Here is a 20,403-nt window from a genome sequence, read left to right as displayed (position 1 = left end):
GCGGGGACTCAGGCGCGGCCGAGGATGCCGCGTTCGTATCCGACCGCCACCGCGGCCGCGCGGTCCTTGGCGCCCAGCTTGCCGAAGATGTGCGTCAGATGGGTCTTCACCGTCGCCTCGCTGATGAACAGCTCGGCGGCGATGGCGCGGTTGGAGGTGCCCTTGGCGACGAGTTCGAGGACCTCGCGTTCGCGGGCGGAGAGCGACTCGTCGACCGGGGCGGCCGGGGTGCGGACGCGGGAGACGAGGCGGCTCGCGACGGCGGGTGACAGGACCGTACGGCCCTCGGCGGCGGCCCGGACGGCCGCGAACAGCTCCTCACGCGGGGCGTCCTTGAGGAGGTAGCCGGTGGCGCCCGCCTCGATCGCGGGGAGGGTGTCCGTGTCGGTGTCGTACGTGGTGAGGACGAGGACCCGGGAGCGGGCGCCGCGCCGGGTCAGCTCGGCGATGGCGTCGACTCCGTTGCCGCCGGGCATCCGCAGGTCCATGAGGACGACGTCCGGGTCGAGGATGAGGGCGAGTTCGACGCCCTGGACGCCGTCGGCGGCCTCGCCGAGGACGCGGAAGCCGGGGTCGGCGGTGAACATGCCGCGCAGCCCGTCCCGTACGACCGGGTGGTCGTCGACGATCAGCAGCGTGGTGGGGGTGCGGTCAGCCATGGTGCACCAACGGTACGCGGGCGGAGATCGCCGTGCCCTCGCCGGGGGCGGTCTCCAGGGTGACGCGGCCGGCGAGGCGTTCGGCCCGGGCGCGCATGCCGTCGAGGCCGAAGCCGCCGCCGCTGCCTGAGGTGGTGCGGGTGGTCCGGGTCGGGACGGCCGCCGGGTCGAAGCCGCGCCCGTCGTCCCGTACGTCGAGGGTGATCTCGTCGCCCATGTACGAGAGGGTGACGCCGGCCCGGGAGGCGCCGGAGTGCCGTTCGGCGTTGGCGAGGGCCTCCTGGGCGATCCGCAGGAGGGTGGCGGCGACCTCGTCGTGGGTGGGTTCCTCGGTGCCCGTGACGGTGAACCGGGTGGTGATGCCGGTCCGTTCGGACCAGGCGGCGACCGATTTCCTGAGCGCCTCGGGGAGCGGGTCGTGCTCCAGGGCGGCCGGGCTCAGGTTCTGCACGGAGCGGCGGGCCTCGCCGAGGCTGCGCCGGGCGAGGTCGGCGGCGCGCTGGACGTGGACCCGGGCGAGTTCGGCGTCGGGGGTGGCCGTGACGACCTGGAGCTGGGCGATGATGCCGGTAAGACCCTGGGCGATGGTGTCGTGGATCTCGGCGGCGAGCCGGCGCCGTTCGTCGGCGACCCCGGCCTCGCGGGCCTGGAGGAGGAGCTGGGCCTGGAGGGCGGCGTTCTCGGCGAGGGCCTGCTCCAGGCGGGCGTTGGTACGGGCGAGTTCGGTGATGGTGGCGGCCCGCTCGACGGCCTTCTCGGCCTCCTTCGTACCGAGGTGGGAGAAGACCACGGCGAGGAAGGCGTTGAGCGCGAACAGCCCGCCGAAGGCGACCCAGACGACGAGCGAGGTCGGCGGGAGTCCGCCGGCCTGGGCCCCGGCCATGATGACGGCGGTGACGAGGAGCCCGGCCCGGACGAGCCTGCGGGGCAGCAGGTGGGGGCCGTCGAAGTAGCCGATGGAGGCGTGGACGGCGAAGAAGGGGTTGAGCCAGGTGAGCGCGAAGGCGAGGGCGGTACGGACGGTGAAGTAGGCGGTGGACGCCGGTCCCGGGGCGTCCAGGACGATGGGCGGTCCGTCCGCCGGATCCGCCTCCGACTCGGGGCGCGCGGGGGCGGCGCGGCGGTGGAGGTCCCAGCCGATCTGGAGGACGAGCGCGGCGGCGGCCAGGGCCGCGGCGGCGAACGCCTCCGTACGGCTCATGTCGATCGCGTCGGCCGCCGTCGCGGCGAGGACCACCGCGATGGCGAGCAGACCGTACGGACCCCAGCGGAAGAACTGGCGCCACCGTTCCTCGACCGTCGTGGCCATCACCCTCGCGTCCCCTCCGTCATTCCCAGCGGAACCAGCGCGCCGCCGTCGCGGTGAGGACGACCGTCCACAGCGCCATCACCCCGAGCGCGACCCACGCGGTCCCACCGCCCGTCGTCGCGGTGTCGAGGGCCTGCGAGGCGGCGCCGGACGGCGTGAACTGCACGACGGTCCGGAGCATATCGGGCAGCACCTGCACCGGAACCCAGACGCCGGCCGTGAACATCGTCGGGAAGAACACGGCCGAACCGACGGCGTAGGCGATGTTCTGCGTACGGGAGACGGCACAGATCGCGGCTCCGAGGGCCAGGCCGCCGGCGACGGCGAGCACGAGCGCGAGGGCGTACGGGGCGAGGTCCTGCGGCAGCCGGACTGCGAAGGCGAGGCGGCCGACGACGATGACGAGGACGGCGGAGACGAGCGACGCGACCCCGTGCACCACGATCTGGGCGGTCAGGAGCGCTGCCGGGCGGACGGGGGTGGTCGACATCCGGCGCAGGATGCCGCGTTCGCGGTGTCCTGTGAGGACGGGCGGCATGGCCTGGATGCCGGCCATGATCACGGCGAAGAGGACACAGACGGGGACGTAGAGGTCGATGACGCGGCGGCCGCCGAGGTCGGCGGAGACCTCGCGGAAGGACGGGATCAGACCGAGGATCACGAGGAGGACGGTCGGCGAGGCCATCACCCAGAACAGGGCGCCGGGTTCCCGGGTGAAGAGACGGACCTCGGTCTTCAGGACCATGGTGGTGGCGGTGCTCATCGCTGGTCGGCTCCCGTCAGGTCGAGGTAGGCGTCGTCGAGGGTGGCGTCGACGACCCGGAGTTGGCGGGCGGTGACGCCCCGCCGGGCGAGGAGGGCGACGAAGGCGTCGACGGTCGCGTCGGTGCCCTCGACGACGGTCCGTCCGTCCCGGGTCTCCACGGCGGCCGCCGCCGGCAGGGCGCGCAGTTCGGCGGGGTCCAGCGGGGTGCCGGCCGCGAAGGAGATGACCTTGGCGGCGGTGGAGCGGCCGATCAGCCCGTCGGGGGTGTCGAGCGCGGCGAGCCGGCCCTTGTCGATGACGGCGATCCGGTCGCAGAGGCGCTGGGCCTCCTCCATGAAGTGGGTGACGAGCAGGACGGTCACGCCGGAGGCCCGGACATCCTCGATGAGCGCCCAGGTGTCGCGCCGGGCGCGCGGGTCGAGCCCGGTGGTGAGCTCGTCGAGGACGACGGCGCGCGGGTCGCCGATCAGGGCGAGCGCGATGAAGAGCCGCTGCTTCTGCCCGCCGGACAGCTTCCCGAACCGGTTGCCCAGCTGCCCTTCGAGCCCCAGGCGCTCGACGAGCCCGCGCCAGTCGGCGGGCCGTTCGTAGAAGGAGGCGTACAGCTCCAGGGCCTCGCGGACGGTGATCTTCGCCTGGAGTTCGCTCTCCTGGAGCTGGACGCCGAGTATGCGGGTGACGTCGGCGTGGTGGGCGACGGGGTCGAGCCCGCCGACCCGCACGGTCCCGGCGTCCGGGGTCCGCAGCCCCTCGACGCACTCCACGGTCGTGGTCTTGCCGGCGCCGTTGGGGCCGAGGATCCCGAAGATCTCCCCCTCCTCGACCGCGAAGGAGACTCCGTCGACGACGACCTTGTCGCCGTAGGCCTTGCGCAGGCCCTGCACTTCGATCATTGGCATGGCTCAAGGCTGGCGCGAGCGGCCTCGCGGCGACATCGGCCATCGCGCTCGACCCGCGATCAACCGATCGGTTGACCGGCGGTACGACCAGCGGGCGTCCGGTGCGACCGCCGGGTGGCCGGAAAACCACATGAGCGGTGTCAGTGGTGAACCGTAGGCTCGCTCGTGATGCCCGGAGAAGATGCAGTCACCAAGAAGTCCGCCGTACGGAACCTGCTGCGCCTGTGGCCGTACGTGCGCCCGGTCCAGGGGCGGTTGGTCACGGCCGCCGTGGTCGCGATCGTCGCCTCGTGTCTGTCGCTCGTCTTTCCGCTCGTCCTGAAGTGGATGGTGGACGGGCCCGTCGCCGCGGGGGACCCCGGCGGGGTGTGGCTCGGCGCGCTGTATCTGCTGCTGCTCGGAATCCTGGAGGCCGTGCTCTTCGGGTTCCGGCGGTGGCTGGTGGCGCGGCCGCTCGCCGGGGTCGAGGCGCGGATGCGGGAGGATCTGTACGGACGGCTGCAGCGGCTGCCGATCGCCTTCCACGACCGGTGGGCCTCGGGCCAGCTGCTCTCGCGCGGCACGACCGATCTGATGCTGCTCCGGATGTTCCTGGCCTTCCCGCTGACCTTCCTCGTCGTCAACGGCGTGACGATCCTGGCCGGTTTCGTGCTGCTGCTCGCCCAGGACTGGTCGCTCGGGCTCCTGCTGCTGACCCCCGTGATCCCGCTGGTGGTCCTCTGCTCGCTCTTCGAGACGAAGTACTCGCTCGTCGCGCGCCGCGCCCAGGACCAGGTCGGCGACCTGACGACGGTGGTCGAGGAGAGCGTCCTCGGCATCCGGATCGTCAAGGGCTTCGGGCGCCACCGCAGCCAGGCCCAGGCTTTCGGCGCGCTCGCCGAGCGGCTGCGCGGCACGGAGCTGGTCAAGGCGCGGCTGCTCGCCGGGATCTGGGCGCTCATCACGATCATCCCCGAGCTGGCGATCGGCGCCGCGCTGGTGCTCGGCACCGTCCAGGTGGCCGACGGGCAGCTGTCGGCGGGCACGCTCGTCGCCTTCCTGTCGACCGCGCTCGCGCTGCGCTGGCCGGTGGAGTCGATCGGCTTCCTGCTCGCGATGAGCCAGGAGGCGGCGACGGCGACGGAACGGTACTTCGAGGTGATGGACGCGCCGGAGGAGACGCCGGGGCCGGGCACCGCCGTGCCGGGGGCCCTGGACGGGGTCCGGTTCGAGAACGTCACCTTCCGCTACCCGGACGCGCCGCCGGACGCCCCTCCCGTGCTCGACCGCGTCGACCTCCACATCCGGCCGGGCGAGACCCTCGCGCTCGTCGGCGCGACCGGTTCCGGCAAGACGACGCTCACCGCGCTCGTGCCGCGCCTGCACGAGGCGACCGGCGGGCGGATCCTGCTGGACGGCGAGGACATCGCGCTCATGGAGCGCGAACGGCTGCGCGGGCTCGTCGCGGTGGCCTTCGAGGAGCCGACCCTCTTCTCGGCGAGCGTCGGCGCGAACGTGCTGATGGGCGGGACGGCTTCCGGTACGGACTCCGGTGAGGCCTCCGATACGGGAGAGGCCGGCGAACCAGAGCTGTGGCGGGCGCTCGCCGTGGCCCAGGCGGACGGCTTCGTCGCCGCGCTGCCCGAGGGCGCGGACACCCAGGTCGGCGAGCAGGGGCTGAGCCTCTCCGGCGGCCAGCGCCAGCGACTCGCCCTGGCCCGCGCGGTCGTCGGCCGGCCCCGCTTCCTCGTCCTCGACGACCCGCTCTCCGCGCTCGACGTCCACACGGAGGCCCTGGTGGAGGCCGCCCTCCGCGAGGTCCTGCGCGACACGACGGCCCTGGTCGTGGCCCACCGGCCGTCGACGGTCCTGCTCGCGGACCGGGTGGCGCTCCTGTCGGAGGGCCGGGTCGCGGCGGTGGGCACCCACCACGAACTGCTCCGGAGCAACGCCGAGTACGCCTGGCTGATGTCGGGCGAGGGGGCTGAGACACGATGACGGACGCGAAGAAGGCGCCGGGCACGGACGCGCCCGCCGCCGGCGGCGACCCCTTCGACCGGGACGACCTGCCGACCGCTCCCGGCGCCACCGGGGCCCTGCTGCGGTCGCTGCTCTCCGCGCACCGGGCGCGGGTGACGGTCGCCGCGCTCCTGCTGCTGCTCCAGCAGGCGGCCCTGCAGGCGGGGCCGTTGCTCGTCGCGTACGCCATCGACCGGGGCGTGCCGGCCTTCCGGGACGGGGACTACGGGCCGGTCGTGGCCGTCGCCGTCGGGTACGTGATCTGTGCCCTGGCCGGCGGGCTCCTCCAATACGCCTTCCTGCGCCGCGCCGCGCGCGTCAACCAGGACGTGCTGCTCGATCTGCGCGGGCGGATCTTCCGGCACGCGCAGGTGCTGAGCGTCGACTTCCACGAGCGGTACACCTCGGGCCGGCTCATCTCCCGGTCCACCACCGACGTGGAGTCGCTGCGCGAGCTGCTCGCCGAGGGGCTCCAGGAGCTGATCGGGGTCGTCCTCGCGTTCGTGTACATCTCGGTGATGCTGCTCTGGCTGGACCTGGGCATCGGCGCGGTCGCGGTCGCCTCCTTCGTACCGCTGTATCTGCTGGTACGGCTCTACCAGCGGCGGGCGGCCGTCGTCTTCGCCGAGCGGTCGACCGCCATCGCGGGCGTCATCGTGAAGTTCGCGGAGACGATGAACGGGATCCGTCCGGTGCGGGCGTTCCGCCGGGAGCGGGCCAACGACGCCGAGTTCGCCGGGCTCAACCAGCGGCACGAGCGCTCCAACGGCGACGCGCTCCTGGAGATGGCCCGCTATGTCGTCGGCTCCCGGCTCATCGCGAACACGGCCGTGGCGGGCATGTGCCTGTGGGGCGCGTACCGGGTCGCGGGCGGCACGCTGGAGCTGGGTGTGCTCGCGGCGGCGGTGCTGTTCATGCGGCGCCTCTACGACCCGATCGACCGCCTCGGCATGTTCCTCAACTCGTACCAGTCGGCGGCCGCTTCCCTCGGCAAGATCGCGGGGCTGCTCGCGCAGGAGCCCGGTGTCCCGGAGGCCGTCGCGCCGAAGGAGCTGCCGGCGAGCGGGGGCGGGCGCCCCGGCCGCGAGGTCGTCTTCGACGGGGTGAGCTTCGCGTACCGGACCGGTGGCGAGGTGCTCCCCCGCTTCGACCTGACGATCCCGGCGGGGCAGACGGTCGCGGTGGTGGGCTCCACGGGCGCGGGCAAGTCGACGCTCGCCAAGCTGCTCGCCCGGTTCTACGACCCGACGCAAGGCCGGGTGCTGCTCGACGGCGTCGATGTCCGCGAGCTGTCGACGCCCGAACTGCGGCGGGGCGTGGTGATGGTGACCCAGGAGGCGTTCCTGTTCTCCGGGACGGTCGCCGAGAACATCGCGATCGGGCGGCCGGACGCGAGCCGCGAGGAGATCGAGCGGGCGGCGAAGGCGATCGGCGCGCACGACTTCATCGCGGGCCTCCCGGACGGCTACGACACGGACGTACGGAAGCGGGGCGGCCGGATCTCGGCGGGCCAGCGGCAGTTGGTGGCCTTCGCCCGCGCCCTGCTCGCGGACCCGGCGGTGCTGATCCTGGACGAGGCGACCAGCTCGCTCGACGTGCCGGGGGAACGGGCGGTGCAGCGAGCCATGGACACGGTGCTCGCGGGCCGCACGGCCGTCGTGATCGCCCACCGCCTCTCGACGGTCGAGATCGCGGACCGCGTCCTGGTGATGGAGGCGGGCCGGATCGTGGAGGACGGCACACCCGACGAACTCAGCGACGGCGAGGGTCGGTTCGCGGGGCTGCACCGGGCATGGCGGGACAGCCTGGTGGGGTGAGACGCCCCGGACGACTGACGGACCGTCACCCCGACCCGCCGGGGCAAGGGGGCGGAACGAGCCACGCCGCTACGGGATCTCCGGGCGTGGCGCGAATCGTCCGTCGGGCGGTCCGGGCGAGGGTGCGGGTCCGTTCTCAACCCGTGGACGCCTTACGAATTCGGGCCGCGGCGAACACCGCACGACCACGCCCCCATGATCGATGAAACGTCCGGTTAACGAACGTCGGGTTTCGGGCTCCGGACGATTTCCGGCCAAGTTGTTGACGCGCTCCTGACAGATTGCCGTCACGGCTGCCACTCTCTCCCCGACTCGTATGAGAGTTCGCGCTCCACAGCTCTGTTTGCACCGCCCGGACGACCCACCCAGCCGTCCGGTACCCCCCTCGCAAAAGGAGTCTGCGTGAGATCCACGCCCAGCCGTCGCGCCACCGCGACCGGCGCTCTGATCGCCGCCGCCGCCATGATCGCGGTCGGCGTCCAGTCCGGTTCCGCCACCGCCGACGACCCCGGCTTCCCTGTCGGCCCCAAGGCGCAGGCCGCGGGCCAGGCCAACCCCGGCAAGCTGCCGGCCGACCTGTCCCCCGCCCAGCGCACCGCGCTGATACGCGCGGCCGACGCGGACAAGGCGGCCACCGCCAAGTCCCTCGGGCTCGGCGCCCAGGAGAAGCTCGTCGTCCGTGACGTGGTCCAGGACCGCGACGGCACGACCCACACGCGCTACGAGCGCACGTACGCCGGACTCCCGGTCCTCGGTGGCGACCTGGTCGTCCAGGAGACCAAGGCCGGCGTCACGCAGGGCGTCACCAAGGCTTCCCGCGCCGAGCTGAAGAACGTCGACACGACCGCCGACGTCGCCCCGGCCGCCGCCGAGAAGCAGGCCGTCGCCGAGGCCAAGGCGGAGGGCTCCAAGGAGACCGCCGCCGACCGCGCCCCGCGCAAGGTCGTCTGGATGGCGCAGGGTTCGCCCGTCCTCGCGTACGAGACCGTCGTCGGCGGCCTCCAGCACGACGGCACGCCGAACGAGCTGCACGTCGTCACCGACGCCACCACCGGCAAGAAGCTGTACGAGTGGCAGGCCGTCCACACCGGCACCGGCAACACCCAGTACAGCGGCCAGGTGACCCTCGGCACCGCGCCGTCGTACACGCTGACCGACACCGGGCGCGGCAACCACAAGACGTACAACCTCAACCGCGGCACGTCCGGCACCGGGACGCTCTTCTCGGGCGCCGACGACATCTGGGGCGACGGCACCCCGCAGAACGCGGAGACCGCGGGCGCGGACGCGCACTTCGGCGCCGGGGTCACGTGGGACTACTTCAAGAACGTGCACGGCCGCTCCGGCATCCGCGGTGACGGCGTCGGCGCGTACTCCCGCGTCCACTACGGCAACGCGTACGTCAACGCCTTCTGGCAGGACTCCTGCTTCTGCATGACGTACGGCGACGGCGCGGGCAACACCAAGCCGCTCACCTCGATCGACGTGGCCGCGCACGAGATGTCGCACGGTGTCACCTCCAACACCGCCGGCCTGGTCTACAGCGGTGAGTCCGGCGGTCTGAACGAGGCCACCTCCGACATCTTCGCGGCGGCGGTCGAGTTCTACGCCAACAACGCCTCGGACAAGGGCGACTACCTCGTCGGCGAGAAGATCGACATCCGCGGCAACGGCACCCCGCTGCGGTACATGGACAAGCCGAGCAAGGACGGCTCGTCCAAGGACGCCTGGTACTCGGGCATCGGCGGCATCGACGTCCACTACTCCTCGGGCCCTGCGAACCACTGGTACTACCTGCTCTCCGAGGGCAGCGGCGCGAAGACCATCAACGGCGTCAACTACGACTCGCCGACCTCGGACGGCCTGCCCGTCACCGGCATCGGCCGGGACAAGGCCTCGCTGATCTGGTTCAAGGCCCTCACCACGAAGTTCAGCTCCAACACGAACTACGCGGGTGCCCGTACGGGTACGGTCGCGGTCGCCACCGAGCTGTACGGCGCCGGCAGCCCCGAGGTCCTGGCCGTCGAGCACGCCTGGGCCGGCATCAACGTGGGCTCGCGCCCCGGCGGCGGCAACCCCGGCGGCAAGGTCTTCGAGAACGCGGCCGACGTGTCCATCCCGGACAACGGCGCCGCGGTGACCTCCACGGTCAACGTCACGGGCGTCACCGGCAACGCGCCGGCCGCGCTCAAGGTGGACGTGGACATCGTCCACACCTACCGCGGTGACCTGATCGTGGACCTCGTCGCCCCCGACGGCTCGGTCTACAACCTGCACAACCGGACCGGCGGCAGCGCCGACAACATCGTGCAGGCCTACACCGTGAACGCCTCCTCGGAGGTCGCCAACGGCGCCTGGAAGCTCCGCGTCCAGGACCGGGCCGCGATCGACACCGGCTACATCAACAGCGTCAAGCTCACCTTCCCGTAACGGCCGCCGCAGCGGCTCGCGCAGCGCGAAGTGAGTGACGGAAGCCCCGGGGGCCGTGCCTCCGGGGCTTCCCCGCGTCTGCGTAGGGTGGCACACATGATCAGGGTGCTGCTCGCGGACGACGAGACGATGATCCGGGCCGGGGTGAAGGCGATCCTCGCCGCCGACCCGGGGATCGAGGTGGTCGCGGAGGCGGGTGACGGCCGGGAGGCCGTCGAGCTCGCGCGGCGCCATCTGCCGGACGTGGTCCTGCTCGACATCCGGATGCCCCGGCTCGACGGGCTCGGGGCGGCGGAGGAGCTGCGCAGGACGGTGCCGGACGCGGCGGTCGTGATGCTCACGACGTTCTCGGAGGACGAGTACATCGCCCGGGCCCTCGGCTCGGGCGCCGCCGGCTTCCTGCTCAAGTCCGGTGACCCGAGGGAGCTGCTCGCGGGGGTACGGGCGGTGGCCGCCGGGGCCGCGTTCCTCTCCCCCGAGGTCACCCGGCGGGTCATCGCCCACCTACCGACCGGCCGGCTCTCCCGGGCGGCGGAGGCGCGCGAGCGCCTCGACCCGCTGACGGCCCGGGAGCGCGAGGTGGTGGCCCTGGTCGGCGCGGGCCTCTCGAACGCCGAGATCGCGGCCCGCCTGTACGTCGTCGAGGGCACCGTGAAGGCCCACGTGAGCGCGGTCCTGTCCCGCCTCGGCCTGAAGAACCGGGTCCAGCTGGCGATCCTGGCGTACGAGGCGGGGCTTGTGGAGGCGGGCGGCTCGGGGGGCTGAGGGGCGCCCTCACTTTCGTCGGGGGCGCCCGGGCCTCGCCGTCCGGCAAGCTGGGCCGATGCGCCGTGAACGACTCCGGGACCTGTTGCTCGATCTGGGCCTCTGGGGGCTGCTCGCCACCCCCGTGCTGCTGCGGCTCGACCCGAACGACGGCGGCTCCTGGGGGCAGGTCGTCGTGGGGATCGTCGTGCTCGGCGTGGCCGTGGCGTGCTGCCGGGCGCTGCCGCTGGTCTCGCTGGGCCTCGCGGTCGGGCTGAGCCTGGCCACGTCACCGGAGCTGTTCACCCCGGCGTACGCGCTCGCGCTCGTCGTCTTCGGCTACCTCGCGGGCCGACGCCAGCAGCGGCCCACCTGGGCCGCGCCGGCCCTGTTCGCGACGGTCGCCGCGCTCGGCTTCGCGCTCGTGCCGCTCTCGGACGGGAACGTCTCCCAGGGCTTCACCGTCGTTCTCGTCCTGGCGCTCGCGATCGTCGCGCCCTGGCTGACGGGCCGGTACGTGCGCCAGTACGCCCGGCTCGTCCGGGCCGGCTGGGAGCTGGCCGCCCGCATGGAGCGCGAGCAGGAGGCCGTCGCGGACCGGGAGCGGCTGCGCGAACGGTCGCGGATCGCGGGCGACATGCACGACTCGCTCGGTCACGACCTCGCCCTGATCGCCCTGCGCGCCGCCGCGCTCGAGGTCGATCCGGCGCTCGGCGCGCGGCAGCAGGCGGCGGCCGGGGAGTTGCGGGTGGCCGCCGCCGACGCTACGGCCCGGCTGCGGGACATCATCGGGGTGCTGCGCGAGCCGGGGGCGCCGACCACCCCCGTCGGGGAGACGGTCGAGGAGGTCGTGGAGCGGGCCCGCGCGTCCGGTCTCGGGGTGGAGCTGACGCGGCGCGGTCCGGACGGCGCGACCCCGCCGATGGTCGACCGCGCGGTCCACCGCCTGGTGGTGGAGTCCCTCACGAACGCGGCCAAGCACGCCCCCGGAGCCCCGGTCCGGGTCGTCCTGGAGCGCACGGCGGACACCGTCACGGTCGCCGTCTCGAACGGGGCGGCCGACGGCGGCCCCGCCGCCTCGGGCGGCACCGGGCTCGTCGGGCTCGACGAGCGGGTGCGGCTCGCCGGTGGGCGGTTGAGCCATGGGGCGCGGGCGGACGGCGGGTTCGTCGTACGGGCGGTGCTGCCCCTGGAGCCGGGGAAGGCCACGCCCGTACCCGTCGCCGCGCCCACGTCCGTACGGGAACGGGAACAGGCGCGGCGGGAGGTGCGGCGCGGGCTGGCGCGGGCGATCTGGATCCCGCTCGCGCTTGTCGCCGCGCTCGGTGTCGTCATGCTGGCCTTCGGCCTGTGGACGCAGTCCCGGTCCTTCCTGGACCGGGACGACTACGCCGGCCTCCGCGTCGGCGCACCGCTCGCCGCCGACTCCGAGGAACTCCCGCCGCATCCCCTGGACGGGCCGCCCGCCGGCGCCCCGCCCGAGCCGCCCGGCATGGACGCCTGCCTGTACTACCGGGCGACGATGACGGCCTCGGTGCCCGTCTACCGGCTCTGTCTGGTCGACGGGCGCCTCGCCGACAAGGCGATCGTGGGGTGAGCCCGCGTCAGCTCGGGTTCCCCGCGTGGGTGAGGGTCTCCCAGGAGACGAAGTAGTTGTCGGTGCCGGAGGGCCGGTGGGACTCGGTGTAGGTCTTGGTGTTGGTCATCCCGATCCCCATGCGGCCGTTCAGCGCGTTGTACCCCATCTCCGTCACCCGTCCGAGGCCCGGCTTCACCGTGCCGCCGCAGAGCCAGGACGGGACGGCCGTGCCGTTCTCGTACTTGGTGTGGAAGCCCAGCGCGTGCCGCAGCCGCTCGGAGACCTGGGGGTAGAGGTCGGCGCCCTGGATCCGGCTGGTCTCGGCGGTGTGGACGGCGGCGGCGAGGCCCCAGCCGGTGTGGCCGAAGTCCCGGCAGGTCTCCTGGGAGATGCCGTCGGCGAAGGTGGACTGGCCCTGCCAGTACTTCACGATCTCGTCGCGGGTGTCGATGGAGCTCTTCGGCGGCGGCTTCGGCGTGGAGCCGTCCGAGGCCAGGTAGATGTAGGCGGGGACCCGGCCGAGGTAGGTCTTGACGGCCTTGTCGTAGGCCGCGCGGTCCTCCAGGTGGACCGCGATGCCGATCGCGGCCTCGGTCATGATGAGTTCCCAGTTGCCGTTCTTGGTCGCGGCGCCGTTGATGACCTCGGGCAGGTAGACGTTCCGCAGCATCGTCGCGAAGCGGCCCGAGTTGGCCCAGCTGCCGGTGTACGTGTGCTTGATGATCTCGGCGGCCCGGGGCCAGGAGGAGCCCGCCCAGCCGGTCTGGAGCGGGGCGTTGGAGTTGGTGTGGTCGGTGATCACGGCCGACCAGGCGTCCATGATCGCGATCGCCTTTTGGGCGTGCCGGTCGTCCCGGGTGATGTACCAGGCCAGCGCCTGCGTGTACGCGGCGACCGCGTCCTGCCGCTCGTCCGTGCAGCCGTTGTTCGGGTTCGAGGACGAGCCGCACTCGACGATCGCGCGGGGCTTGGGCGCCCGGCTGAGGGAGGCGTACGGGCTCGCCATCATCTGGTCGTACGCGGCCTTCCAGGGCTGCGCGCCCGCCTGCACCTTCGCGCGGACGAAGTCGAGTTGGGGGCGGGAGACGACGACGCCGGGGTGGGTGAAGGCCGCCGGGGCGGCGGCCTTCACCGGAGCGGGCGCGGGCACGGCTTCCGCCTGGGGCGGGCCGGCGACGGCCGTCGACGTGACCGTGACGGCGACGGCCGCCGTGAGGGCGAGGACCAGGGCTCTGAGGCGCATGTGGGGGGTGCCTTTCGTTCCTGTATGTGAACGCCGGGCGGAGGATTGAACTCCGCGTCGAGCGTGGAACTTAAGGGCACCCCATGAACACGTCAAGACCTTGGTTCAGACCACAGGCCGACAGCTCACCTCAGGAGCACACCCGCCCCCTCCCCCGTGCACTCCGTCGGCAGGGTCACCAGGCCCAGCTCCGCCGCCGACGCGAGCAGCGGGTGGGCCGGAAGCACCCGGACCGTGCAGCCGAAACAGCCCGTACGGTCCAGGACCAGCGAGCCCTCGTAGAGCTGCCTGCCCTCCAGGTCGGGGCCGCCCACCGGCTTCAGGACGCAGATCCGGGTCTCCACCAGCGCGTCGTCCGGGGTGACCCGGCCGGCCACCGCCTGCACCTCGACGTCCTCCGGGCCCAGTTCACCGAGCGCCACCCGGACCCGTACCGCCGTCGTCGCGCCCAGCTCCGCGTCGGCCAGGTCCTCGTCGAGCTCGCCGACCTCGATGTGGTCGAGGGCGACCTTCGGCCAGCCGCCCCGCGCCCGGGACTTCCACGCCGCGAGCTCCCGCGCGGCCGCCGGGGCGAGCGCGCGGTGGGCCAGGGCCGCCGGGGCGTACAGCTTCTCGACGTACTCGCGCACCATGCGGTCGGCGAGCACCTTCGGGCCGAGGTCCCGCAGCGTCCTGCGGACCATCTCCGTCCAGCGGACCGGCACCCCGTCCGGGCCCCGGTCGTAGAAGCGGGGCGCGACCCGGCGCTCGATCAGCTCGTAGAGCGCGGCCGCCTCCAGGTCGTCGCGGCGCTCCTCGTCGGTCGCCGCCGCCCCGTCGGCCGTGGGGATCGCCCAGCCGAAGTCGGGCTCGAACCACTCGTCCCACCAGCCGTCCAGGACCGAGAGGTTGAGGCAGCCGTTGAGGGCGGCCTTCATCCCGCTGGTGCCGCAGGCCTCCAGCGGGCGCAGCGGGTTGTTGAGCCAGACGTCGCAGCCGGGGTAGAGCTTGCGGGCCATGGCCATGCCGTAGTCGGGCAGGAAGACGATCCGGTGCCGCACCCGGGGGTCGTCGGCGAACCGCACCAGCTCCTGCACGAGCCGCTTCCCGCCGTGGTCGGCCGGGTGCGCCTTGCCCGCCACCACGAGCTGCACGGGCCGCTCGGGGTGGAGCAGCAGCGCCCGCAGCCGGTCGGGGTCGCGCAGCATCAGCGTGAGCCGCTTGTACGAGGGGACCCGGCGGGCGAATCCGATGGTGAGCACGTCCGGGTCGAGGACGGAGTCGGTCCAGCCCAGTTCGGCGGCGCCGGCCCCGCGCTGCCGCCAGGAGCCGCGGACCCGTTCCCGTACCTCGGTCACGAGCTGTTCGCGCAGGGTCCTGCGCAGCTCCCACAGCTCCCGGTCGTCCGCCCCCTCGGCGCGCCGGCCGACCTCGGGCGCGGTCCAGGTCGGGGCGTGGACGCCGTTGGTGATGGAGCCGATCGGCACCTCCTCCGGGTCGAAGCCCGGCCACAGGCCGCCGAACATCGCCCGGCTGACGGAGCCGTGGAGGGTGGAGACACCGTTGGCCCGCTGGGCGAGCCGCAGGCCCATGGCGGCCATGTTGAAGAGCCCGGGTTCGCCGCCGAGCGGGGTCTCGTCGCCGAGCGCGAGGATCCGCCCGACGTCGACACCCGGCAGCTCGCCGTCCTCGCCGAGGTGGCGGGCGACGAGGCTCCGCTCGAAGCGGTCGATGCCGGCGGGGACGGGGGTGTGGGTGGTGAACACCGTCCCGGCGCGGACGGTCTCCAGGGCCGCGTCGAAGTCCAGGCCGGCCCCGGCGAGTTCGCGGATGCGTTCGAGGCCGAGGAAGCCCGCGTGGCCCTCGTTGGAGTGGAAGACCTCGGGCGCCGGGGTGCCGGTGAGCCGGCAGTAGGTGCGGACGGCGCGGACGCCGCCGATGCCGAGCAGCATCTCCTGGAGCAGCCGGTGCTCGCTGCCGCCGCCGTACAGCCGGTCGGTGACCTCGCGTTCGGCGGGCGCGTTCCCCTCGACGTCGGAGTCGAGCATGAGCAGCGGTACGCGGCCGACCTGCGCGGTCCAGATGTGGGCGTGCAGGCCCCGGCCGCCGGGCAGCGCGAGGGTGACCCGGGCGGGGGTGCCGTCGCTCTCGCGGAGCAGGGTGACGGGCAGCTCGCCGGGGTCGAGGACGGGGTAGTGCTCCTGCTGCCAGCCCTCGCGGGAGAGCGACTGGCGGAAGTAGCCGTGCCGGTAGAGCAGACCGACGCCGACGAGCGGGACGCCGAGGTCGCTGGCGGCCTTGAGGTGGTCGCCGGCGAGGATGCCGAGGCCGCCGGAGTACTGGGGCAGGGCGGCCGCGACCCCGAACTCGGGCGAGAAGTACGCGACGCTCGCGGGCAGCCGCGCACCCTGCCCCTGCTGCTCCTGGTACCAGCGGGGGGCGCGCAGATAGTGGTCGAGGTCCTCGGCCGCGGCGCGCAGCCGGGCCAGGAACTCCTGGTCGTCGGCGAGCGCGGCGAGCCGGGCGGCGGAGACGGAGCCGAGCAGCCGGACCGGGTCGAGGTCGTCGGCGCTGCGTTCGCCCGCGCGGCCGGCCTGGTCGGCGTGGTCGGGGTCGACGGAGCGGAAGAGTTCCCTGGTGGAGTCGTGCCACGACCAGCGCAGGTTCCGCGCCAGGTCGGTGAGGGGTCGAAGGGAGTCGGGGAGGACGGGACGCACGGTGAATCGACGGATTGCCTTCACGCGTTCCACCTTCGCAGGCGAGTACGGAGCGGAGCCGACGCACCACGCTGTGCAGCCGGTCTGTGCATCCACCGAAGGTAGGCCAACCCGGCCTCCCGGGCCACGGCGCGCGGGGGTGGTGCCGTGGCCCGGGAGGGGCGTCAGCGCGGCGCGCCCACCGGAAGGACCGGTCCGCCGGGCTTCACCTCGTAGGGCGAGCCCAGGTTGACGGTGGTCGGCTCGGCGGCGCCGGTGGCGGCGTAGCGCTCGGCGATGTCGGCCAGTTCGGCGGCGGGGATCACCTGGTGGATGTCGGTGAAGCCGTGCGGGGCCCGCTGGTGCGCCAGGTCGATGACGACCTCGGGGCCGAGCCGCCGGCCCGCGCGCTGGAGCTCGGTCGTGACGGGCCTGCGGGCCGCCTCGTAGGCGGCGAGGGCCTCGGCGGGGTCGCGGTGGAGCGCGAGGGCGTGCGCGAGGGCGCGCGCGTCGAGGATGGACTGCGAGGCGCCGTTGGAGCCGATCGGGTACATGGCGTGGGCCGCGTCGCCGATGAGGGTGGTCCGACCGTGGGTCCACCGGGCCAGCGGCTCGCGGTCGACCATGGGGTACTCGTGGGCGGCGGTGGCGGCCCGGAGCACCTCGGGGACGCTGACGCCGCCGAACTCCCAGCCCTCGTAATGGTGCAGGAACGTTTCGACAGGGACCGGTCGGTTCCAGTCGCCGAGGTACCGGTCGTCCGCCTGGTCCGCGGGCCGGGCGAGCGCCCAGTTGACGAGGACCTCGCGGAAGGGGCCCGAGGGCCCGCTCATCGGGTAGACGACGGCCTTCTGCCGGTCGTCGCCCGCGATGAGCATGAAGGTGCCGACGGACCGGGCGGGCATCCGCGAGACGCCCCGCCAGATCAGCGTCCCGTTCCACGGCGGGGCGCCCTCGGCGGGGTTGAGCGCCGCCCGGACCGCGGAGCGGATGCCGTCGGCGCCGACGAGGACGTCCGGTTCGAGGGAGGCCCGGCCCCGGACGGCGCCGTCGCGGTGGACCAGCTGGATGCGGGGGCGGCCGTCGGGCAGCGGCTCCACGCCGGTCACCCGGACGCCGGTCACCAGGGCGGCGGCGCCGAGCCGTTCCCGCACCGCGTCGGCCAGGACCTGCTGGAGGTGGGCGCGGTGGACGGAGAGCTGGGGCCAGCGGTAGCCGGCGCCGAGGCCGCGGGGCTCGCGGGAGATCAGGCCGCCCGAGCGGTGGTAGTAGCGCAGTTCGCGGGTGCGCAGCGCGCCTGCTTCGAGGCGGGGCAGCAGACCGAGGGCGTCCAGCTCGCGGACGGCGGGCGGCATCAGGTTGAGGCCCGCGCCGACGGGACGGCTCTCGCGGACGGACTCAACGACGGTGACGCGGTCGAATCCGGCGGCGTGCAGGGCGAGGGCCGCGGTGAGCCCGGCGATGCCGCCTCCCGCGACGACGACGTGGAGCAGCGGGGGTGGGAGGGTCATCGGATTCCCCCTCGCTGCGCGGCGGCATGGGCGCCGTGTCCTGGCGTCCCCAACGCGCCCTGCGCCGCGCGCCGTACCAGCGTGTCGTTGTCCCGGGTCAGGTCGAGTATCGAGCGCAGCAGGGCGACGGGCGCGCCGCCGCTGCCCTCCTCGTACAGCCGGACGTCCTCCGCGTAGGCCTTGCGGGCGATGCCGATGTGGCGGGCGCGGAAGGTCTTGAGGATCTTCAGGACCCGGCCGAGCGCGAGGGCGGAGGCGGCCAGGTGCGGGGGCAGCCGGTGGCCGCTCTCCCAGCTGACGGCGGCCGAGAGCTTGCTGACGGCGGACACCCCGCCGGCGTGCCGGGCGTGGAAGGCGCGCCAGGACGGCAGGCTGTACTGGACGGACTCGGCGAGGAACGCGTCGTAGGCCGGGTCGGAGCGGTCGCACTGCCAGAGCGTCAGGTCGACCAGCCAGAGCGGGACCTGGGCCGCGGCGGGGCCGAGGTAGGCACGCCCGTCGATCTCGACCTCCTCGAAGTACGGCCGCAGGGTCAGCGCGAAGTACTCGGGGCTGACGTGGGCGACGGTGAAGTCGATGGCGTCGACGATCGACTGGACGTGGTGGGCGGTGCGGTCGAGCGCGACCGCGAAGCCGGGGTCGTACGGTTCGAGCTCGGCGAGCCGCGCGCAGCTGTCGAGGGCGGAGACGAGGCCGGGAAACGCCATCCGGACCGCGTCCTGGAGCCGGGCCTCCATGGGGTCGCCGGTGTACATGCGCTGGCGCGGGCCGAGCGGGTTCCACGTCGTGTAGTGGTGGACGGTGTCGCGCGGCACCATGTCCGTGCGCCGGCCGAGGAGTTCGAGGATCGGAAGAACCTCGGGCACGGCGTCCACGGGCTGTATGCCGTGGCGTTTCAGGGAGCCGAGCAGGAGGCCGAGGTCGCGCATGGCCGCGAGGGCGTCGATCACGCTCCACTGGGCGGCCAGTTCGCGCTCCGGGACGAGGGCCCGCAGGGCGACGGTCAGCGCGGCCGCGTCGCCGCGCTCGTTCATCCCCGGCACCGCCGCCAGCAGTGCGTCGGCGCCCAGCGGGTCGGCGGCGCGTATGTCGGCTATGCGGTAACGCGGATCGCCGCGTTCCTCGAGCCGTGGCGCGACAAGGTCGTACAGGGCCAACGGAATGCCCCCTCTGTTTCGGGGCTCGTTCGCCTCCGGGCGCCTCGCGCGGACGTCGTCGGTCGCTCGCGCGCGGGCCCCTCGTTCCTCGGGACCTGCGCGCGGTCTTCCGGTGCGACGACCGCGGCGCCCTTCGGCTCACTCGCCGGGTCTACGTGGTCACCGTGCTCACCGTGGTTCGGTCACGCGTCCCTGGCGTGGCGGCGCCGGGGTCGGCGTGGGCAGGCGCAAGCGTAGGGAGATCACCGCGGCGACGGCGGCGAAGGCCCCGCCGACGAGCAGAGCGGCCCGGAAGCCGTCGGTCTGGGCGGCCGCGGTGGCCGAATCGGTACGGGTGGTGGCGACGGCCACGAGGACGGCGAGGCCGAGCACCGAACCGAACTGCTGGGCGGTGTTGACGAGTCCGGAGGCGAGCCCGGTCTCCTCGGGGGCCGCGTCGGCGGTGGCGGCCACGTTGGTGGTCACCATGACCAGCGGCAGGGCCGCGCCGAGGAGCAGGCTGGGCGCGAGGACGGTGGTGAGGAACGTGCCGTCGGAGCGGAGCGCGAGGGCGAGCCACCCGGTTCCGGCGCTGAGCAGCACGAATCCGAGGGTCATGGTCCGGGTCAGGCCGAGCCGGAAGATGAGCCGGCCGGCCTGCGGGGCGACCGCGACGACGACCAGGGAGAGCGGCAGCAGACCGAGGCCGCCGCCGAGGGGCGCGTACCCGAGGACGCTCTGCAGATAGAGGCTCACCAGGAAGAACATCGGGAAGAGCGTCATCTGGGCGAGGGCGCTGAGGACGTTGGCGAGCCGGAGCGCGGGGCGGGCGAGGACCGCGGGCGGCACGAGGGGCCGGCGGGTCCGGGTCTCGACGACCGCGAACACGGCGAGGAGCAGCAGTCCGGCGCCGCCCGAGCCGAGGGTCTGCGCGGAGACCCAGCCCTGCCCGGCGGCGCCGACGAGGGCGTACGCGACGAGGGCGAGCCCGGCGGTGACGGTGAGCGCGCCGGCGAGGTCGAAGCGGTCGCCGTCCTCGGGCGGTGTCGTACGGCCTTCCAGGAGCCGCAGCACGAGGGCGCCGAGGAGCAGCGCGGCGAGAACGTTGAGCCAGAGGGTGGAGCGCCAGCCGAGGAGGTCGGTGAGGACACCGCCGAGCACGGTGCCGAGGACACCGCCCAGGCCGCCCATCGCGGCGAAGGCGGCGAGCGCCTTGTGCCGCGCGGGCCCGTCGGGGAAGAGGACGAGCAGCAGGGCGAAGGCGGCGGCCGCGGCGAACGCGGCCCCGACGCCCTGCGCGGCCCGGGCGGCGACCAGGACACCCGCGTGCGGCGCGAGGCCGCCGAGCGCCGAGGCGGCGGCGAGCATGCCGAGCCCGGCGAGGAAGACCCTGCGGTGGCCGAGCAGGTCGGCGGCGCGGCCGCCGAGCAGCAACAGGCCGCCGAAGGCGATCAGATACGCGTTGGCCACCCAGGACAGGTCGGCGGAGCCCGCCCCGAGGTCCTCACCTATGGAGGGCAGCGCGACGTTGACGATCGCGGTGTCGAGGATCAGCAGGAGCTGGGTGGCGGCGAGCAGCGGGAGGGCGCCCCGGGGGACGCGGTCGGCGAGGTCGAGAGGGGCGCCCTTCACCGGGG

At 73.6% G+C, this 20,403-nt stretch carries 14 protein-coding genes; 5 read left to right on the top strand and 9 right to left on the bottom strand.

The window, feature by feature from the left end; translation table 11 throughout:
- Window positions 1-8: 8 nt before the first annotated feature.
- From ACWCO8_RS34560 to ACWCO8_RS34545, 4 genes are read right to left on the bottom strand one after another with little or no spacing between them, the layout of a single operon-like run.
- Window positions 9-659, bottom strand: a complete 651-nt coding sequence (locus ACWCO8_RS34560; protein ID WP_451035520.1) for a response regulator — start codon at window positions 657-659, stop codon at window positions 9-11.
- On the bottom strand, window positions 652-1,968 hold the full coding sequence (locus ACWCO8_RS34555; RefSeq protein WP_451035519.1) for a sensor histidine kinase: 1,317 nt from the start codon (window positions 1,966-1,968) through the stop codon (window positions 652-654). Before ACWCO8_RS34555 ends, ACWCO8_RS34560 begins: the two co-directional genes overlap by 8 nt.
- Before the next feature lie 19 nt (window positions 1,969-1,987).
- Window positions 1,988-2,731, bottom strand: coding sequence for an ABC transporter permease (locus ACWCO8_RS34550; protein ID WP_451035518.1), 744 nt, complete (start codon window positions 2,729-2,731; stop codon window positions 1,988-1,990).
- Complete coding sequence (locus tag ACWCO8_RS34545) at window positions 2,728-3,633, bottom strand: ABC transporter ATP-binding protein (RefSeq protein ID WP_451035517.1); 906 nt, start codon at window positions 3,631-3,633, stop codon at window positions 2,728-2,730. The genes ACWCO8_RS34550 and ACWCO8_RS34545 overlap by 4 nt, the downstream gene beginning before the upstream one ends.
- A 168-nt stretch (window positions 3,634-3,801) precedes the next feature.
- Here ACWCO8_RS34545 and ACWCO8_RS34540 point away from each other — a divergent pair, with 168 nt between their 5' ends.
- The 5 genes from ACWCO8_RS34540 to ACWCO8_RS34520 all read left to right on the top strand — a co-directional run bounded on the left by ACWCO8_RS34540 (window position 3,802) and on the right by ACWCO8_RS34520 (window position 12,219).
- On the top strand, window positions 3,802-5,610 hold the full coding sequence (locus tag ACWCO8_RS34540; RefSeq protein WP_451035516.1) for an ABC transporter ATP-binding protein: 1,809 nt from the start codon (window positions 3,802-3,804) through the stop codon (window positions 5,608-5,610).
- Window positions 5,607-7,448, top strand: a complete 1,842-nt coding sequence (locus ACWCO8_RS34535; RefSeq protein WP_362003655.1) for an ABC transporter ATP-binding protein — start codon at window positions 5,607-5,609, stop codon at window positions 7,446-7,448. The genes ACWCO8_RS34540 and ACWCO8_RS34535 overlap by 4 nt, the downstream gene beginning before the upstream one ends.
- A 402-nt stretch (window positions 7,449-7,850) precedes the next feature.
- Complete coding sequence (locus ACWCO8_RS34530; protein WP_451035515.1) at window positions 7,851-9,878, top strand: M4 family metallopeptidase; 2,028 nt, start codon at window positions 7,851-7,853, stop codon at window positions 9,876-9,878.
- Between the two features lie 96 nt (window positions 9,879-9,974).
- Window positions 9,975-10,643, top strand: a complete 669-nt coding sequence (locus ACWCO8_RS34525) for a response regulator (protein WP_451035514.1) — start codon at window positions 9,975-9,977, stop codon at window positions 10,641-10,643.
- Between the two features lie 58 nt (window positions 10,644-10,701).
- The gene (locus tag ACWCO8_RS34520; RefSeq protein WP_451035513.1) at window positions 10,702-12,219 is read left to right on the top strand and encodes a sensor histidine kinase; all 1,518 of its coding nucleotides are present in this window, start codon (window positions 10,702-10,704) and stop codon (window positions 12,217-12,219) included.
- 7 nt (window positions 12,220-12,226) lie between these two features.
- Here ACWCO8_RS34520 and ACWCO8_RS34515 read toward each other — a convergent pair whose 3' ends face one another.
- The 5 genes from ACWCO8_RS34515 to ACWCO8_RS34495 form a co-directional block, all read right to left on the bottom strand.
- Window positions 12,227-13,444 carry an alginate lyase family protein gene (locus tag ACWCO8_RS34515; protein ID WP_451035512.1) on the bottom strand — a complete coding sequence of 406 codons (1,218 nt, stop codon included), beginning with the start codon at window positions 13,442-13,444 and terminating at the stop codon, window positions 12,227-12,229.
- A 125-nt stretch (window positions 13,445-13,569) separates the two neighbouring features.
- Window positions 13,570-16,164, bottom strand: a complete 2,595-nt coding sequence (gene glgP, locus ACWCO8_RS34510; RefSeq protein ID WP_451035511.1) for an alpha-glucan family phosphorylase — start codon at window positions 16,162-16,164, stop codon at window positions 13,570-13,572.
- Window positions 16,165-16,304: 140 nt separating this feature from the next.
- The gene (locus ACWCO8_RS34505; RefSeq protein ID WP_451035510.1) at window positions 16,305-17,630 is read right to left on the bottom strand and encodes an FAD-dependent monooxygenase; all 1,326 of its coding nucleotides are present in this window, start codon (window positions 17,628-17,630) and stop codon (window positions 16,305-16,307) included.
- Window positions 17,627-18,787, bottom strand: a complete 1,161-nt coding sequence (locus ACWCO8_RS34500) for a monodechloroaminopyrrolnitrin synthase PrnB family protein (RefSeq protein ID WP_451035509.1) — start codon at window positions 18,785-18,787, stop codon at window positions 17,627-17,629. The genes ACWCO8_RS34505 and ACWCO8_RS34500 overlap by 4 nt, the downstream gene beginning before the upstream one ends.
- 168 nt (window positions 18,788-18,955) lie before the next feature.
- Window positions 18,956-20,398, bottom strand: a complete 1,443-nt coding sequence (locus tag ACWCO8_RS34495) for an MFS transporter (protein ID WP_451035508.1) — start codon at window positions 20,396-20,398, stop codon at window positions 18,956-18,958.
- Window positions 20,399-20,403 lie beyond the last annotated feature (5 nt).

This window comes from Streptomyces sp. NPDC001927 (assembly GCF_053594455.1).
The sequence above is the reverse complement of the archived record's forward strand: the minus strand, read 5'-3'. Positions and strand labels throughout refer to the sequence as shown.

Excerpts from the sequence above, each read along its gene's own strand:
- ACWCO8_RS34555 (WP_451035519.1), bottom strand. The coding sequence starts at position 1,968 with ATGGCCACGACGGTCGAGGAACGGTGGCGCCAGTTCTTCCGCTGGGGT.
- ACWCO8_RS34515 (WP_451035512.1), bottom strand. The coding sequence starts at position 13,444 with ATGCGCCTCAGAGCCCTGGTCCTCGCCCTCACGGCGGCCGTCGCCGTC.
- ACWCO8_RS34505 (WP_451035510.1), bottom strand. The coding sequence starts at position 17,630 with ATGACCCTCCCACCCCCGCTGCTCCACGTCGTCGTCGCGGGAGGCGGC.
- ACWCO8_RS34550 (WP_451035518.1), bottom strand. The coding sequence starts at position 2,731 with ATGAGCACCGCCACCACCATGGTCCTGAAGACCGAGGTCCGTCTCTTC.
- ACWCO8_RS34545 (WP_451035517.1), bottom strand. The coding sequence starts at position 3,633 with ATGCCAATGATCGAAGTGCAGGGCCTGCGCAAGGCCTACGGCGACAAG.
- ACWCO8_RS34540 (WP_451035516.1), top strand. The coding sequence starts at position 3,802 with ATGCCCGGAGAAGATGCAGTCACCAAGAAGTCCGCCGTACGGAACCTG.
- ACWCO8_RS34520 (WP_451035513.1), top strand. The coding sequence starts at position 10,702 with ATGCGCCGTGAACGACTCCGGGACCTGTTGCTCGATCTGGGCCTCTGG.
- ACWCO8_RS34560 (WP_451035520.1), bottom strand. The coding sequence starts at position 659 with ATGGCTGACCGCACCCCCACCACGCTGCTGATCGTCGACGACCACCCG.
- ACWCO8_RS34535 (WP_362003655.1), top strand. The coding sequence starts at position 5,607 with ATGACGGACGCGAAGAAGGCGCCGGGCACGGACGCGCCCGCCGCCGGC.
- ACWCO8_RS34525 (WP_451035514.1), top strand. The coding sequence starts at position 9,975 with ATGATCAGGGTGCTGCTCGCGGACGACGAGACGATGATCCGGGCCGGG.